Raw genomic sequence first — 15,070 nt, forward strand, 5'->3', positions numbered from 1 at the left:
ACTCCATAATAACATTTACTGTTTCTGCATCCTTCTTACTAGTCTGTTCATCGCTTCTTTCATTTGAAGCGGAGGCAAATGGATGCGGTCCCCGTGGCCGGGCAAGATCCAGCTAAAGGTTTCTTCAGCAAGTCGCTGCATGGAACGAGTCTGTTCGGTCCAGGAGTACCAGCAGTGATCCCGGTAAGCCGTTAGATCCTCTTGATCCCGGTCCCACGCGAGGTGATCCCCCGTAAACAAAAACTGCTGGCGATACAGGAGCAGCATGTGTCCAGGAGTATGTCCAGGGGCCATGATCAACCGAAAATCGGGGTGCCACGAGATCGGTTCCGTTCCTTTCATGATATGTTCGGCATCAGGCTGTGCCGAAAGTTCTTTCTCGTGAATAAACCGTTCTGCCTGAAAGTGACTGGCATAACGTGCCGCGTCGGCGACATCATCCTGATGGGTTAAGAAAATATAGTTTATGCCACCTAGCTTTTCAATATTTTCTACCAAATGGGGATGCCAACGGGGAGCATCCACCAGCCAGTTTCCATCCGGGTGAACGATCAAATAGCTACTGGCGCCATAGGAGCGATGGGAGGTAAAGCCGCAATAATAGACCCCATCGTTTATCAGCAAAGGAAAATCCTGCATGGCTTCCCGCAGGCCCTCTTTGTCCTCGCTATGGATCGCTCCCGTTGGACAAGCCAGGAGGGCTTGAAAGGCTTTGGCTTTTTCCGTTGGATGAATAGGCTGCTTGATCACCGCAGAATAGCCGCTTACCTCCGAAAACGTCTCCGGTGCCAACTGTCTGCACTGATCACAATCAATGCAGGCAATCGTTACATAAAAGCTGCCTTCTACATTCGTCTCCAGTTTCATGATTCCATCCCCTTCCATTATTGATCGCCTTTTCGGAGATAATAGACTTGGCTGTCGCGCACCATCACCTATCCATATAAGCTCTTCCTTTATCTCCATCGCTTGATGGTAGCTGAACTTCCTAGCATATGAAGTTATTCTATTTTTAGTAGGACTACCTTTTGTTGAATTGCTTTCTTCTGTCCTGGCGTTTTTTGAATGAAGTTGTGAAAAAACCGCCCTCAGGCGGTTTTCTCTTTTGATGGCACCTATACCTCCTTGAAAACAGTCTGCAGATCAATACTCAAATCCTCAAATAGGCTAACCTTTACTTGATCTTCTTTTGAATAAATTTCTGCATGACCATATTTTCCATGAACCGAAGTTAAAATTTCAATGGTTTCATGTAGAGGGTCAACAATCCAGTACTCCTTCACCCCTACTTGTTCATATAATTTTCGTTTTTCATTCCTGTCCTTCTTCGCCGTTGTTGGAGACAATACTTCAACAATTAAGTCAGGGCTGCCTTTGCACCCCTTATCGTCCAGCTTCGACTTGTCGCAAACCACAACAATATCAGGTTGAACCACGTTATGAATGTCTTCATCCTGTTCATCTCCAATAGGCAATCGAACATCAAAAGGAGCTACATATGCCCGACACTCTTTATCTCTTAGGTAATTTCTAAATTCTGCAAACAATTCACCCACGATCTCCTGATGCTTTCGTGAAGGAGCAGGCGTCATATTATAAAAAATACCATGGATGAGTTCCGATCTCTTGCCATCATCCCAAGATAGGTAATCGTTATAGGTGTACATTTGTCCACTTTTACGAATCATGGCTCTCCTCCTTGGTACCTACGATAAACATATCTCTATTCTATTTTCTCATAAACAAATAAAAAATACCATTAACTTCCACCTTACCTGAAAATCATCGTCCTCAATCTCCCTTAAGCAGCTCAGAAACAAGTCTAACCTTCTTACTCCTTTCTCGTCTCGCCTCCATCGCTTGCTCCGTAGTAACCGCAATAAAACGAGTCGACGACATCGGTCTAGATTGGGCAACAAGGTCCAAGTCCGGGCTGATGACGGTGCCAATGGTAACAAAGCCCCCGCCTGACGTTCCGTCTCGCAAGAGGATGATCATTTCTTCTTCATTGGTAACCATTACTACGCCAATCGGGTAGGCGATGTCGACCACATTGGATAAACGGGTCCCTGCCCCAAAAGGAGGCTCCACTTTTTTGAATGAGATGGAGTTTCCTTTGTAGCGATAAGCCACTCGATTCGATTCTAGCCCCACCTGCCAGTCCGATTGGAGGACGGCTTTTAATCCTTCATCCGAGATGCGGTGACCCGATAGCCCCATGACTACTCGCAGTTCTTTTTCTTTTTCAAATAAAGGAAGACAGGAAGTCGGAATGTTTTTTCCTACTCTCTTAAAAACTTCTGGCAGGGGATCTCCGATCGCTAATTCATCCCCCTCCTTCACCGCTCGTCCTTGATAGCCGCCTAGGTTACCTAAGACAAAAGTGGACTTGCTGCCTAGAACGTCCGGAACCTGAATCCCTCCTGCAAAGGTGATATAACTCTTAACCCCTTGGTCTACTTTGCCCAAGCTAAGGATATCCCCTTCTTGGACGAGGATCGGCTCCCACATCGGAACAGGCTGCCGATTCAAGCGACATTCGATGGGGGCACCCGTAATCGCTAGGCATGTCTTTTTTAGGCATTCGATTTCTGGACCCAGCAGTGTGATTTCAAGACCAGCACAATGATCTGGATTACCAAGAAGGAGATTGCCCAGCAGAAAAGAATATTGATCGGCAGCCCCGGATGGGGGGATTCCTAAATGATAGCTTCCTTGGCGACCCCTGTCTTGAACCGTGGTATGTAAACCAGGCTTCCGAATTTTGATCACGAGAAACCCTCCAATAGCGCTTCGATATAGCTTCTTTCCATTTTGAGATAATCACCTACCGAAAACTCAATATCCTTTTGCTTGTAGGTGTAAGTGCCTAATGCCACTTCCTCCTGAATTCGCATGTACTCTTTTTCATCAATCGAACGGTACTTCCACAAGTCTCCCGGTCTTGCCAAGAAAAAGATGTCGGGTGGGTTCGGGGATACGCGAACGGTGGGAACGGCAGAACGGCCAATCAATTGATAGCTTCCGGGTCCAGCAACAGGATATAAAAAGGTGAACCCCCCGCCTAAACCAACGGCTCGTTCAGGAGTATCGGTTCGAGGGCTGAGATATTTTGGGGCCTGGATCGTCCTCTCTTTTTCACTGCCCAGCGGAAATTGCCATCCGGCTCCCGGCATAAACCCCATCATTGTGATCAGATAAGGAAGGGAGGAGTGCGCTTCGATAAAAGATTTCTTGTCGCGGTAGCCATTGATTTTGACCACATAATCAAAGTCGGTTAGTTCGGGATGATGATGCTTATTTTTAAATCTTCGAGAATATTCCCTTGTCTTGGGATCGTCATACCAGGTTGGGATTTCGACGATCCTTGAGGACAGATGAAGCTCTAAGGGGTTGCTCTTCGTCAGATCGATCTCCTTCAGGTCATCTAGAAGCTCTCGTGCAGGGATCAAGTCTGGGTTAAAACGAACCAAGTAGGAAGCATTGGATGGACAGATTTCTAGAATGCCAGGAATCTGTCTTCTAGTTAATTCATTCGTAATGGCAAGGGCCTTAAAATGGCTTAATGGGCTCATGTCGCGAGAAATCTCGGCGAATATGTACTCGTCTCCGGCAAAATCAAAACGGGTTTCTGGCAGCGTATACAAAGGAATCCTCCTTACCTACTTTTGTTCATGCGTCGACTGATCGTAGCAGGGCTTATGCCTAAGATTTGGGATGCTTTTGCCGCTGATCCGTGCTTGCGCAGCGCGAGTTGAATCAACTGGCTCTCAAGCTCGGCAATTGCATCCTTCATGGGCATCAGGTCGAAAACCATCGGTTTTATCTTTTTGCTGCTTCGATCCGCGTAAAGGATGGGGAGAATATCATGTCCTTCAATGTAATCGTGGCGAGTCGTCACGATGATCCGTTCCATGACATTTTGCAGCTCTCTTACATTTCCTGGCCAGTGATAGTTTTCTAGAATCTCTAGGGCTTCGCGGGAAAGGGATTTCTCTTTTTCGTAGGTGTGGTTAAATTTTTGCAAGAAATGCATCGCTAGCGAAGCAATGTCGCCAGGCCTATCACGCAAAGGAGGAATGGAAATGGGGATGACATTTAATCGGTAATATAAGTCTTCGCGAAATTGACCTTCCTCGACCCGCTCCCGTATGTCACGGTTCGTGGCCGAAATAATGCGAACGTCAATCGGAATCGTACGAATCCCTCCCACGCGAACGATCTCTCGCTCTTGTAACACGCGCAGAAGTTTGACTTGCATATTAAGTGGCAGCTCGGTAATTTCATCGAGGAACAGGGTTCCCTTATGGGCCAGTTCAAAAAAGCCCGGCTTTCCTTTTAAATCTGCACCGGTAAAAGCCCCTTTTTCGTAACCAAACAGCTCGCTTTCAATGAGATTTTCAGGGATCGCACCACAATTTACTCGGATAAAAGGCTGGTCTTTTCTCTTACTACTTTCATGGATGGCATGCGCAAACACTTCTTTCCCCACGCCAGATTCCCCAAATAGCATCACGGTGGAATCTACGGAAGCGATTCGGCGCATTTCATCCACCGTATCTTCCATAATTTGAGACCGATAAAGGAGGGTTTTTCGCTGCCCTGTCCTTTCCATTAGATCTTCCAACTCGTGTTTATAGCTTTCGGACTGCTGTTGGGCGATCTCGAGCTTTTGGCGAAGACGATCCATCTCGGTCATATCGTGGGAGATGATCACCACTTTTTCCAGCTTATCTCCATGGAAGACGGGATTGGCGACAGACCAGACCTTTCTTCCCTCGACGGTTTCTTGGATACTGCTGACCTTGCCTTGTTTTCGCTTGCATAATTCTACGACATTTGGCCCAAAGCGTCCTTCCTTTTCTAACTCTTTCACATCTCGGCCGATCAGATCCTGCGGATCCTCCGTCATCCAATACTCCTTAAGAAACGTACCTGCGATCCGAATTATTTTTCCCGTGCCATCCACGACAAGAATTTGTTCTCTGGAGGACGAATAAATCGCTTGCAAATCTTCCGACAGGTGACGAACGAATTCGAGTTCGGATACCCCTTCTTCCCATTGCTCTCGCTGTCCAAAGATATGAACCATACCCGAGATTTGACCTTGGACAACAAACGGAGAGCAGTTCCCAATGATTTGCTTGAAGTTGAACGAAGAAGCCACGTTAAACAACTGCTTTCCTTTTAGAACTTCTCCTAGATCCCGATTGGTCTCTAGTAGAATCTTATAATTGCGGTTCATCAGAAAAGAACGGTCCACTCCTAGAATCTTTTCTCCCATTTCATTCACGAAAGAAATATGAAAATGGGAATCTGTGGTGACAATCCCAATGCCGGCCCCATTCAGAATGCGGTTCATCTGCTCGAGCTTCGTTTCATTGAGCTTGCTTCGCGCCTCTTCCATCCGAATAAAGCCTGTAATCTCTCCTTTTTCATTCACTCCTAGTACCACAGAGATATTATGATAGAATTCCACTGGACTTTGCTCGGGCACCATCAACATATCCTGGTCATACCGAATAACCTGTTGGATATCAAGTGAACTCCGTAATTGCTCCAGAATGGAGGATACGTCGATATAACCGACGATACGTTTTTCCTGTTGTACCATCGCAAGCTTGTGAGGAATGGTTTGAAATAGGGCTAGCGCCTCCGCTATGGTGCAAGCCACATCCACCGACGGTGGAATGGATTCTAGTATTTCACTCCATACAATCAACTTGGGTAGGCCTCCTAAAAGAAAAAGTTAGTTCTATATTAACAAATATTTGAATAATAAAAAAGCTGTTGAATCCTCAACAGCTTACGCCTAACACTTCTTTAATGCTGGCCACTTGGATATGGATCTCCTTTAGTGCCTTTACAATGGCTTTCGCGAGCAGGGGTGCCCCTGGCGTGTCTCCGTGGATGCAGACGGTCTCGGCTTTTAGCGTGGTTTCCTCCCCCGTATGGGTGACGACCACCCCTTCCTTGACCATTCGAACGACGCGTTGGGCCATATGTTCATAGTCATCAATGGCCACTCCCTTTCTGGTGAGAACGATGGAGCCGTTGGCGGTATGCTCCCGGTCGGAGTAAACCTCCCTGGCCACCGGAATTCCCATTTTCGTTGCCAGGTCCACTACGGCCGATTGATTCAACGCATAGACCACGGCCGACTCCTCTACAGCCGCAATCGCTTCTAAGAAAGCCTTGGCAAGGGTCTCATCCTCCATCGCCATCATATAAAGCGCCCCATGTGGTTTACAATGCTGCAGCTTCATTTTAGCCGCCGATGCAAATTCGCGCAACGCTCCCATCTGATAGGTGATATAGTCTTTTACCTCAGAAGGGGTGCAATTCATATGTCGTCGCCCAAAGCCTAAGAGATCCGGAAAACCAGGATGAGCCCCAATGCCCACGCCATATTGCTTAGCAAGCTCCACCGTTTTACGCATGACATGTGGATCTCCGCTATGATAACCGCAGGCAATATTGGCCGAAGAAATATACGGCATCATGTCCTCGTCTTGGCCCATCGAAAATAAGCCGAAGCTCTCCCCCATGTCGCAATTCAAGTCTACTTTCAACCTTTCGACACCTCCTTTTGGGTGAGAAGCTCATCTAGAAAACGGGTCGTATACACGCCTTTGCGAAATTGATCATGCTGGATCACCGCTTCAAGTAAGGTCACATTGGTTTTTATTCCTTCTACCTGAAGACTCGATAGAGCCTGCTCCATGTGGCGTAGAGCTTCATCCCGATCCGCTCCTTTGGTAATGATCTTTCCGATCATCGGATCATAATAAGGAGAGACGACACTCCCCTCTTTCACGGCGAAGTCTAATCTCACCTCGCGTTCAGGCAAGGTGAGACTTTGGATCGTACCAGGGGAAGGAAAAAAGGTACGAGGATCCTCGGCATAGAGGCGGCATTCGATCGAATGACCCTTCATTTCGATGTCTTCTTGCTTAAATGCGAGCTTTTCTTTCGCCGCCAGTTGGATCTGAAGCTGGACCAGATCGATCCCTGTGATTTCCTCGGTTACCGGGTGTTCGACCTGTAGGCGCGTGTTCATCTCCAAGAAGTAAAACTGTTCGGTTTCATCGACAATGAACTCCATCGTTCCGACATTCGTGTATCCCATCTCCCTTACCCCTTTCAGGGCTGCAGCCAAGAGCTTCTCCCGTGTGGTCTGACTTAAGAAGGGAGAGGGACTTTCCTCAACCACCTTTTGGTTTCTTCTTTGCACCGAGCATTCCCGCTCGAACAAGTGAACCGCATGGCCATACGCGTCGCAGGCGACCTGAACCTCGATATGGTGGGGGTTTTGAATATACTTTTCCAGGAAAAGGGTGCCGTCTCCAAAAAAAGAGTGGGCGCGTTGCGTTGTGGAACCAAACACTTTGATGAGCTCTTCCTCATCCTGAACCAGATGCATCCCGATGCCCCCACCCCCGGCACTTGCTTTTAACATGAGGGGATAGCCGAGTCGGTTGGCGATTTCTACAGCCATCTCCACCGATTCCAGCTGTCCGTCCCAGCCGGGTACGACGGGTACCCCTGCCTTTTGCATTTGGCGGCGCGCCTCAATTTTACTGCCCATCAGCTCGATGATCCGAGCAGAAGGTCCAATAAAGGTCATTCCCTCTTGTTCGCATCGACGAGCAAAGTTCGGGTTCTCCGACAAAAACCCGTATCCAGGATGAATAGCCGTGGCTCCCGTTTGCTTCGCCGCCTCGATCACTTTATCAATATCCAGGTAGCTTTTTTTCGCTTGTGCCGGTCCGATACAGACGGCCTCATCAGCCTCGTCTACGAAGAGGGCTTCGGCATCCGCTTCGGAATAAACGGCAACGGTCGCAATGCCTAACTGCTTGCAGGTACGAATGACTCGGCGAGCGATCTCGCCTCGATTGGCAATGAGGATTTTTTTAAAGTAACTCATAGGGGCCGGATCACAGCCAAGGCCTGCCCTGCATCAACAACCTCTTCATTGGCCACCGAGAAGGTTTCTACAATCCCATCGACCTCTGCTTTCACTTCGTAGAAATTTTTCATCACTTCGATTAATCCAATGGTGTCCTCTGCTTTCACCTCTTGACCTTCTTTTACATAATCCTCTTGTTCTGGACTCGGCTTGCGGTAGAATACACCGGGAATAGGAGAAACGACGGATCGGTTTAGCGTCATGTTAAAAGCCTCTCCCTTCTTTTTCGATTTGGGCTTTCAGTCTTTGCAGTTTTTGTTTGTGTTCCTTGCGTGCCTGCAAGGCTTCCTCGAGGGTAACGGAAGTAAAGCGAACTTGATCGTTGGTTTTGACTTGAGCCATCCTATTCAGGTCAGTGCTGATAATCGTGGCAATGGTCGCATAGCCGCCCCCCGTCACGGCATCGTTCAATAGGGCAATCGGCTCTACGCCGTCCGGAACCTGAATAGAGCCAATGGGATAGCCGAGATCCACTACATTTGAAGGGTTGCTCCCTGCTCCAAAAGGCTGTTCCCGGGGAACAAAATGCAGGCGTTCTGCTTTAAACCGATAGCCAATACGATTCGCCTCCGGCGTCACGGTCCAATTTAACGTGAGAAAGCGGTCCTTGCTTTCATCCGTGAGGCGATAGCTGCACAGTCCGAGCACAACACGGATTTCGTGCTGTTTGGAAAACGTGGGGATGAATTCGGCTGACACCCGCGTTCCTGCTTGGATGGGCTTGGTTGGATGGCTGCCGAGCTTCAAGCAGTCTCCCGCCTGCAGCGCCCGTCCTTCAAACCCGCCAATGCCGCATAGGGTATAGGTGGAACGAGATCCCATGAGAAGGGGAACATCGATCCCTCCCGCTACTGCCAGGTAAACGCGGGCCCCGCTTTTCATAAACTCAAAGCTCAGGGTATCTCCTGCTGTGACCTCGACGGTTTCCCACATCGGGATCGGCTGGCCGTTGACTTTGGGCGGGATCTCGCCTCCCGTAAGTGCGATGGTCGTATCGGACTGAAACTCCAGCTCCGGACCCATATACGTAATCTCGAGGGCAGCTGCGTTTTCCTCATTGCCCACGAGCCAATTGGCTGCGGTAAAGGAGTAGGTATCCATGGCTCCCGAAGGCGGCATCCCAATGTCATAATAGCCGATGCGGCCAAGGTCTTGGACGGTCGTTTGCAGACCTGGTTTGATGACATTAATCATGATATAACCTCCTCAACACATTTTCGGAAAAGCCCTTGGGATCCTTCATCACTTCACTTGGTCTGAAGCTCATTTCCTTCGTGCGGTAACGGAAGGTTCCTTCCTCCACTTGCTTGCGGAGCGCCTCGTATTCCTCTTGAGGAACCGAACGATAGCGGAAAATATCCCCTTGACGCGGGAACGTCATGGAATCTTGAAAGTCAGGTAAACGTTGGTCCTTATCGAAGATCGGTGCTGCCGCTACCCCGAACATTTGGTATCCCCCGGCACCTTGAACCGGATAGATGACGGCGAAGGCCCCGCCAAAGCCAAAGGTCCTCTCCGGTGTATACGTTCGTGGACGGACATATTTAGGTACTTCAATCTGCTGTTCACGCGGGACCATCTGGAAGCACCACGGCAAACCGGGTACGAAACCGACCATGGAAACCAAGAAGGGATAACTGGTAATCGCCTCAATAAAATCTTCCTTCGAGGAATACCCGTTCACTCGTGCCGCATACTCCAAGTCGGTGGCACGGGGGTCTTGATGTCGATCGCGGAACCGCATAACGGCCTCGTGGGTCCAAGGATCCTCAAACCATACCGGCACATCCACAAGACGGGAGTGAATCTCGATATCGTCTAAGTCTGACGCTGATTTCTCCAGCTCTTTGAGTTCTTGAATCAAGAGGTCTGGATGGAGAACATCAGGGTCCACTCGAACCATATAAGAAGCATTCGAAGGGCAAATATCGAGCACGCCAGGCAGGGCCTTATCTCTTAACTTTCTTGTAATCGCCATCCCGCGGAAATTTGCTTCCAAGGTCATTTCTTCGGCCAGCTCGACAAAGATAAATTCATCGCCGCCATATTCATACCGTGTCAAATGTCCCACCTCAATCCATTATTTTTTAAGAAGACGAACGACATCTTCCGGTGTATCCACATCTTGCAGAACCCCCTCGTCGGCTACAGGGAGCAGGTAATGGTCCTTGATTTGACGGATCAAGGGTTTAGCTCCTCGATCTCCTTGTAACTGAGAAAAAAGCTTCATAGGCACCCGGCCAAAAAATACAGGATGTCCTGGCATTCCCTGTAATACCGGCTGGACCACGAACGGGCCTTCGGTGAACGCGAGCAATTCTCCCCCTTTATCGAATACCGCTTGCATCGTTTTCTGTTCAATCCAAGGGGTATCCCCAAGGAATACCATGACGCCTTGGCAATGATCGGCTAAAGCCTCAATTCCCGCTCGTAAGGAGGTGCTTTGTCCTTTCGCATAGTGGGGATTTAGGACCCATCGAAAGCGCGAATCCCGAATGCAAAGACGGGATTGAATCGATTCCGCCTGATGGCCGATGACTGTGGCGATTTCAGCAAAGTCCATGCGCAGAACAGGGGACAGTACATGCTCGAGCATCGTTTTTCCTCCCAGATCCAGCAGCTGCTTGGGCTTCCCCATCCTCGAAGAGGCACCCGCCGCAAGAATCAGCGCGGCCACGCGTGGCTTCATGCGGTATGCTCCTCCTTACTCGAAGGATGGTGAATTAGGGCTCGATCACGTAAAAATCCTCCGCTGTGCCGGTTTCGAACGGCCACGATTTCAGACAAAATACTTACCGCAATTTCCTCCGGGGAATAAGCCCCAATATCGAGACCTACCGGGCTGTACATATGTTCCAATCGTTCCCGCGCAAACCATTTCCCCTCTTGCTTTAAACGATCCAGCATTCCGTTTCTCCGGGAGCGAGGGCCCAGGACCCCAATGTACGCCGCTTGGGATTGAAGGGTATAATGAAGAGCCTCGATGTCACGTTCCAGGTGATGGTTCATGATAATGGCATAGGTTTGCAAATCGACCTTGACCTTCGTCGAAAACGAAGCAGGATGGACCAAGATTCTTTTCGCATGGGGAAACCGAAAAGGTGTATTATAATCCAACCGAGGATCTACTACGGTGGTTTGGAATCCTAGACTATGACCCATCGCTGCAAGAGGGATGGCGTCGTGCCCTGCACCAAAAATGAGCAGTTTCGCAGGCGGTTGATAGACATCAAAAAATAATCGGGCTTCCCTCCCTTTTTCAGGGCCCATCATGCGAGATTCAGATTTTGGATTTTGCTCCCCTAGTTTGTTGCGAGCGTATTTAATAGCGAGTGTATCGAAATGAGGGTTTCCCAGGCTTCCCACCGGTTCTTCCCCCGAGACAGGAACATAAAGTCGCCCTCCCTCTTCACGATCTAATAGGGTGATCAACACCCCTGCTTGCTCTTCCTTCATCCCGTTTATCCAAGCGTCCAGTGGGGGATCGGATAACGGCATAGCTTCAATCAGCACTTCGACGGTTCCGGGACAGCCCAAACCTAAGCCCCACATCAGATCTTCATCCAAGGTATAGGATTTGATGAGGGAGGTCCCTTGCTCCATCACGTGCAACGCGGTTTGGGCCACATCCGGCTCCAAGCACCCGCCAGAGATCATGCCCATGGTCTTGCCTTGGTCATCGATCAGCATCATGGCTCCTTCTCCTCGGTAGGCAGAGCCGATGACCCGGATGACACGTGCTAAGGCGAGCTTCGATCCCCTCTTTTTCTTTTCTTCAACGGTTTCGATCATCTCTTTTAATTCTCCGCGTACCACGGCTATTCACCCCTGAAATTGGTTTTTGTCATAGCCCCAACGGTCGGTAAGACCGTTGAGGGTTATGACGAAGGGCTTCCTAAAGCAAAACCTGACTTAGAGCGCGTTTGGTGTATACGCGACAAAGCTGCTGTCTGTACTCAGCAGAGGCAAATAAATCCTCACCCATCTCTGCATCCCGAGCCGCTTGAGCGGCAGCCTTTAACACATTGGCTTCTGTCGCTTGCTCTCCCAGCAAGGCATTTTCTACACTCACGGCACGGTAAGCCATATCGCTCACTCCGTTAATCGCTACCCGAATAAAATCAATCGCACCTTGTTCGTTCTTCCCTACGAGGACACAAACCCCAATGACGGCGTACCCCGAGGCCGGGTGGGGAAACTTCAGGTACACGCTTTTGGCATGCTTGGGAGGTACGGCGAAACTTACAGAAGTAAGTACACTATTTTCAGGAAGAGCCGTGATGAGCGGACCTAGGAAAAAGTCCTCGGCTTGAGCTTGCTCCGTTCCCTCCTCACCGTGCCAGGTAACGGTACAATCCAGAGCGAGAGCCACACCAGGCAAGTCAGCGGCGGGATCCGCATGAGCGATATTGCCTCCCACCGTTCCACGGCTTCTCACTTGCAAATCTCCGATTTGCCGCGCGGTTTCGGCTAGCACTGGAATCTGCTCCTGTACGAGTGAACTTTTGCAAAGATCCCGATGGGTCGTGAGGGCCCCTACGATCAGCCGCTGATTCTCGAGCTTGATCCCGCGCAGCTCGGCAATCTGAGCGATATCAATTAGCTTGCTCGGAGACGTTAATCTAAACTTCATTAACGGAATTAAACTGTGACCGCCTGCAATCAGCTTCCCTTCCCCATTCGTTTCTTGCAACAGCTGAATGGCTTCCTCCACGGTCGTGGCTTGGATATAATCAAACGAGCTTGGTATCACACCTTCTACCTCCCCTTCTGCATGGCTTTCCAGACCTTTTCTGGAGTGAGCGGCATCGCTAAGTCTCTCACACCGAACGGCTTCAACGCATCCATAACCGCATTCACTACAGCTGGCGGAGCCGCGGTTGTCCCGGTTTCTCCCACTCCCTTAGCCCCTAGGGGATTCACCGGAGATAACACTTCGGTAAACGCTGTTTCGATGGTCGGGAAGAATCGAGCCTTCGGCATCGTATAGTCCATAAAGGTGCCCGAGAGCAACTGGCCGCCTTCACTATAGATAGCGCCTTCCCATAGCGCCTGCCCTACTCCCTGAGCGATGCCACCATGAACCTGACCCTCAGCGATCATCGGATTAATGACGCGTCCCACATCATCGACGGCAATATATCTTTTCAGCTCCACTTCCCCTGTTTCCCCATCGACTTCCACGATGCAGATATGAGTGCCATAGGGGTACACGAAATTTTCTGGATCGAAGAAGGACTGGGCTTCTAAAGCAGGCTCCATCTTCTCTGGCAAATTCCAGGCAAAGTTAGCAGATTTCGCAATCTCTTTAAAGGTCCGCTTCTTGTCCGGACTTCCAGCGACGGAGAACACGCCCTTTTCAAAGATCAATTCCGATTCGTTGGCTTCAAGCTCAAACGCGGCAATTTTTCTGGCCTTTTGCAGGACGCGGTCAGCAGCGATCGAAACGGCGGCTCCGCCTACTGCCGTTGACCGAGAGCCGTAGGTTCCCCAGCCCATGGAAATACTCTGGGTATCGCCGTGGACAATCTCGATATCTTCTATCGGTATGCCAAACTTTTCCCCCACCACTTGAGCGAAGGTGGTTCCCTCTCCTTGACCATGCGGAGAAATCCCGGTAAAGACGGATACACTGCCGGTAGGATGAACGCGAACCGTGGCATTTTCCCACAGACCGCCTTGAAAACCCGTGGCCCCAGCGACCTTTGAAGGTCCCAGTCCACAAAGCTCGACATAGGTGGAAAAGCCGATTCCCACGTAGCGTCCCTGCTGACGAAGGGCTTCCTGTTCTTTACGAAAATCTTCATAATTGATCTTTTCCAACGCAACATTCAAAGCGTGATGATAATCTCCGCTATCGTATAAGCAGCCCATGGCGGTTGGGTAAGGCATTTTATCCGGCGGAATCAAATTCTTTCTTCTCACCTCGATGGGGTCTAGGCCCACTTCTTCCGCGAATACATCGACAATTCGCTCAATTTGGAAGGTGGCTTCTGGTTTTCCTGCCCCACGATAAGCGTCCGTCGGCGTGGTATTCGTGAACACACCGCAGACTTCAACCCCTACCTTGGGGATATCGTAAGCACCAGGTGCCATTAAACCGAAGCAAAGCGTAGGGACGGCCGCACCCATGGTGGACACATAGGCCCCTAGGTTCGCGGTGTTCCGTACACGCAGGGCCGTGATTTTTCCATCCTTCGTTCCCGCCAGCTCTACGTCGATGATCTCATCGCGAGCGTGATTGGTCGCTACAAAATGCTCGCGACGGTCTTCGATCCATTTTATGGGGCGCTTTAAGTCCCTTGCCGCATGGGCGGTCAGTGCCTCCTCCGTGTAAACGGCAATCTTGGCCCCAAATCCCCCTCCCACATCTGGCGCAATGATCCGCAAACGAGACTCCGGGATGCCAAGGATCTCGGAATAGGTCATGCGGTGAATATGCGGATTTTGAGAGGTACACCAAATGGTCATCTCTCCGCTTCCCGCATTATACTGAGCGACAGCTCCCCGCGTTTCCATAGGACTTGGAACGACGCGCTGTTCAATAAAGCGCTGTTTCACAACGACCTCCGCTTGAGTAAACACTTCGTCTGGAACGGTTGTGGGTTGCCAGTGGAAAGCGATATTGCGCTCGACGTCCTCATGAACCAGCGGCGCTCCTTCCTTCGAAGCCGTCTCTTGATCGACGACAGCAGGAAGTTCCTCATATTCGACTTCGATCAGCTCCAACGCATCTTTTACCACGTAACGATTTTCCCCGACAACAAAAGCAACTCCCTCCCCAACATAATGAACCTTCTCGAGGGCAAGGGGGCTTCGCGCCTTATTTTTCAACCCGCAATCCGGCACCGCCCAAATCGTTGGAACCGCTTTTACTTTTCCAATCAGATCCTTTGCCGTATACACCGCTTGGATTCCGGGCAACTTCAGGGCCTCATCAACCTGAATCTGTTTGATGCGCGCATGGGCATATGGACTTCGGAGAACAGCGGCAAATAACATACCCGTAAGCTTGATATCATCGGTAAAATAACCGTTGCCGGTAAGCAACTTGGGGTCTTCTTTTCGTTTGACCCTCGTCCCAATCCAGTCTCCCAT

The 15,070-nt window shown here is 50.0% G+C and carries 14 protein-coding genes; all 14 read right to left on the bottom strand.

Translation table 11 applies throughout. The annotated features are described in order from the left end of the window. Positions 1-15: 15 nt before the first annotated feature. Positions 16-867: an MBL fold metallo-hydrolase gene (locus EIZ58_RS22005; protein ID WP_134703080.1), complete on the bottom strand. Its 852-nt coding sequence runs from the start codon at positions 865-867 to the stop codon at positions 16-18. Between the two features lie 248 nt (positions 868-1,115). Continuing rightward, the gene (locus EIZ58_RS22010; protein ID WP_134703081.1) at positions 1,116-1,688 is read right to left on the bottom strand and encodes a Uma2 family endonuclease; all 573 of its coding nucleotides are present in this window, start codon (positions 1,686-1,688) and stop codon (positions 1,116-1,118) included. 103 nt (positions 1,689-1,791) lie between these two features. After that, a complete protein-coding gene (locus EIZ58_RS22015) occupies positions 1,792-2,772 on the bottom strand; it encodes a 5-oxoprolinase subunit C family protein (protein ID WP_134703082.1) in 981 nt (326 codons plus the stop codon). Further along, complete coding sequence (locus EIZ58_RS22020; RefSeq protein WP_134703083.1) at positions 2,769-3,647, bottom strand: 5-oxoprolinase subunit B family protein; 879 nt, start codon at positions 3,645-3,647, stop codon at positions 2,769-2,771. Before EIZ58_RS22020 ends, EIZ58_RS22015 begins: the two co-directional genes overlap by 4 nt. Positions 3,648-3,658: 11 nt before the next feature. Next, positions 3,659-5,722, bottom strand: a complete 2,064-nt coding sequence (locus EIZ58_RS22025) for a sigma 54-interacting transcriptional regulator (RefSeq protein ID WP_240689310.1) — start codon at positions 5,720-5,722, stop codon at positions 3,659-3,661. Positions 5,723-5,798: 76 nt separating this feature from the next. Beyond that, positions 5,799-6,572: a LamB/YcsF family protein gene (locus EIZ58_RS22030; protein ID WP_134703084.1), complete on the bottom strand. Its 774-nt coding sequence runs from the start codon at positions 6,570-6,572 to the stop codon at positions 5,799-5,801. Next, positions 6,569-7,930: an acetyl-CoA carboxylase biotin carboxylase subunit gene (locus EIZ58_RS22035; RefSeq protein WP_134703085.1), complete on the bottom strand. Its 1,362-nt coding sequence runs from the start codon at positions 7,928-7,930 to the stop codon at positions 6,569-6,571. Before EIZ58_RS22035 ends, EIZ58_RS22030 begins: the two co-directional genes overlap by 4 nt. After that, positions 7,927-8,175 (bottom strand): acetyl-CoA carboxylase, encoded by a 249-nt coding sequence (locus EIZ58_RS22040; protein ID WP_134703086.1) that lies wholly within the window; start codon positions 8,173-8,175, stop codon positions 7,927-7,929. Before EIZ58_RS22040 ends, EIZ58_RS22035 begins: the two co-directional genes overlap by 4 nt. A gap of 1 nt (position 8,176) precedes the next feature. Continuing rightward, positions 8,177-9,166: a 5-oxoprolinase subunit C family protein gene (locus EIZ58_RS22045; protein ID WP_134703087.1), complete on the bottom strand. Its 990-nt coding sequence runs from the start codon at positions 9,164-9,166 to the stop codon at positions 8,177-8,179. After that, positions 9,159-10,043: a 5-oxoprolinase subunit B family protein gene (locus tag EIZ58_RS22050; protein ID WP_134703088.1), complete on the bottom strand. Its 885-nt coding sequence runs from the start codon at positions 10,041-10,043 to the stop codon at positions 9,159-9,161. Before EIZ58_RS22050 ends, EIZ58_RS22045 begins: the two co-directional genes overlap by 8 nt. A 9-nt stretch (positions 10,044-10,052) precedes the next feature. Beyond that, positions 10,053-10,661, bottom strand: a complete 609-nt coding sequence (locus EIZ58_RS22055) for a nucleotidyltransferase family protein (protein WP_134703089.1) — start codon at positions 10,659-10,661, stop codon at positions 10,053-10,055. Next, positions 10,658-11,788, bottom strand: coding sequence for an XdhC family protein (locus EIZ58_RS22060; protein ID WP_240689312.1), 1,131 nt, complete (start codon positions 11,786-11,788; stop codon positions 10,658-10,660). Before EIZ58_RS22060 ends, EIZ58_RS22055 begins: the two co-directional genes overlap by 4 nt. Positions 11,789-11,867: 79 nt before the next feature. Continuing rightward, positions 11,868-12,725, bottom strand: a complete 858-nt coding sequence (locus tag EIZ58_RS22065) for an FAD binding domain-containing protein (protein WP_134703090.1) — start codon at positions 12,723-12,725, stop codon at positions 11,868-11,870. A gap of 5 nt (positions 12,726-12,730) precedes the next feature. Continuing rightward, on the bottom strand, positions 12,731-15,070 hold the full coding sequence (locus EIZ58_RS22070; protein ID WP_134703091.1) for a xanthine dehydrogenase family protein molybdopterin-binding subunit: 2,340 nt from the start codon (positions 15,068-15,070) through the stop codon (positions 12,731-12,733).

Origin of the sequence: Ammoniphilus sp. YIM 78166 (assembly GCF_004522215.1) — a bacterium.
Classification (GTDB): Bacteria; Bacillota; Bacilli; order Aneurinibacillales; family RAOX-1; genus YIM-78166.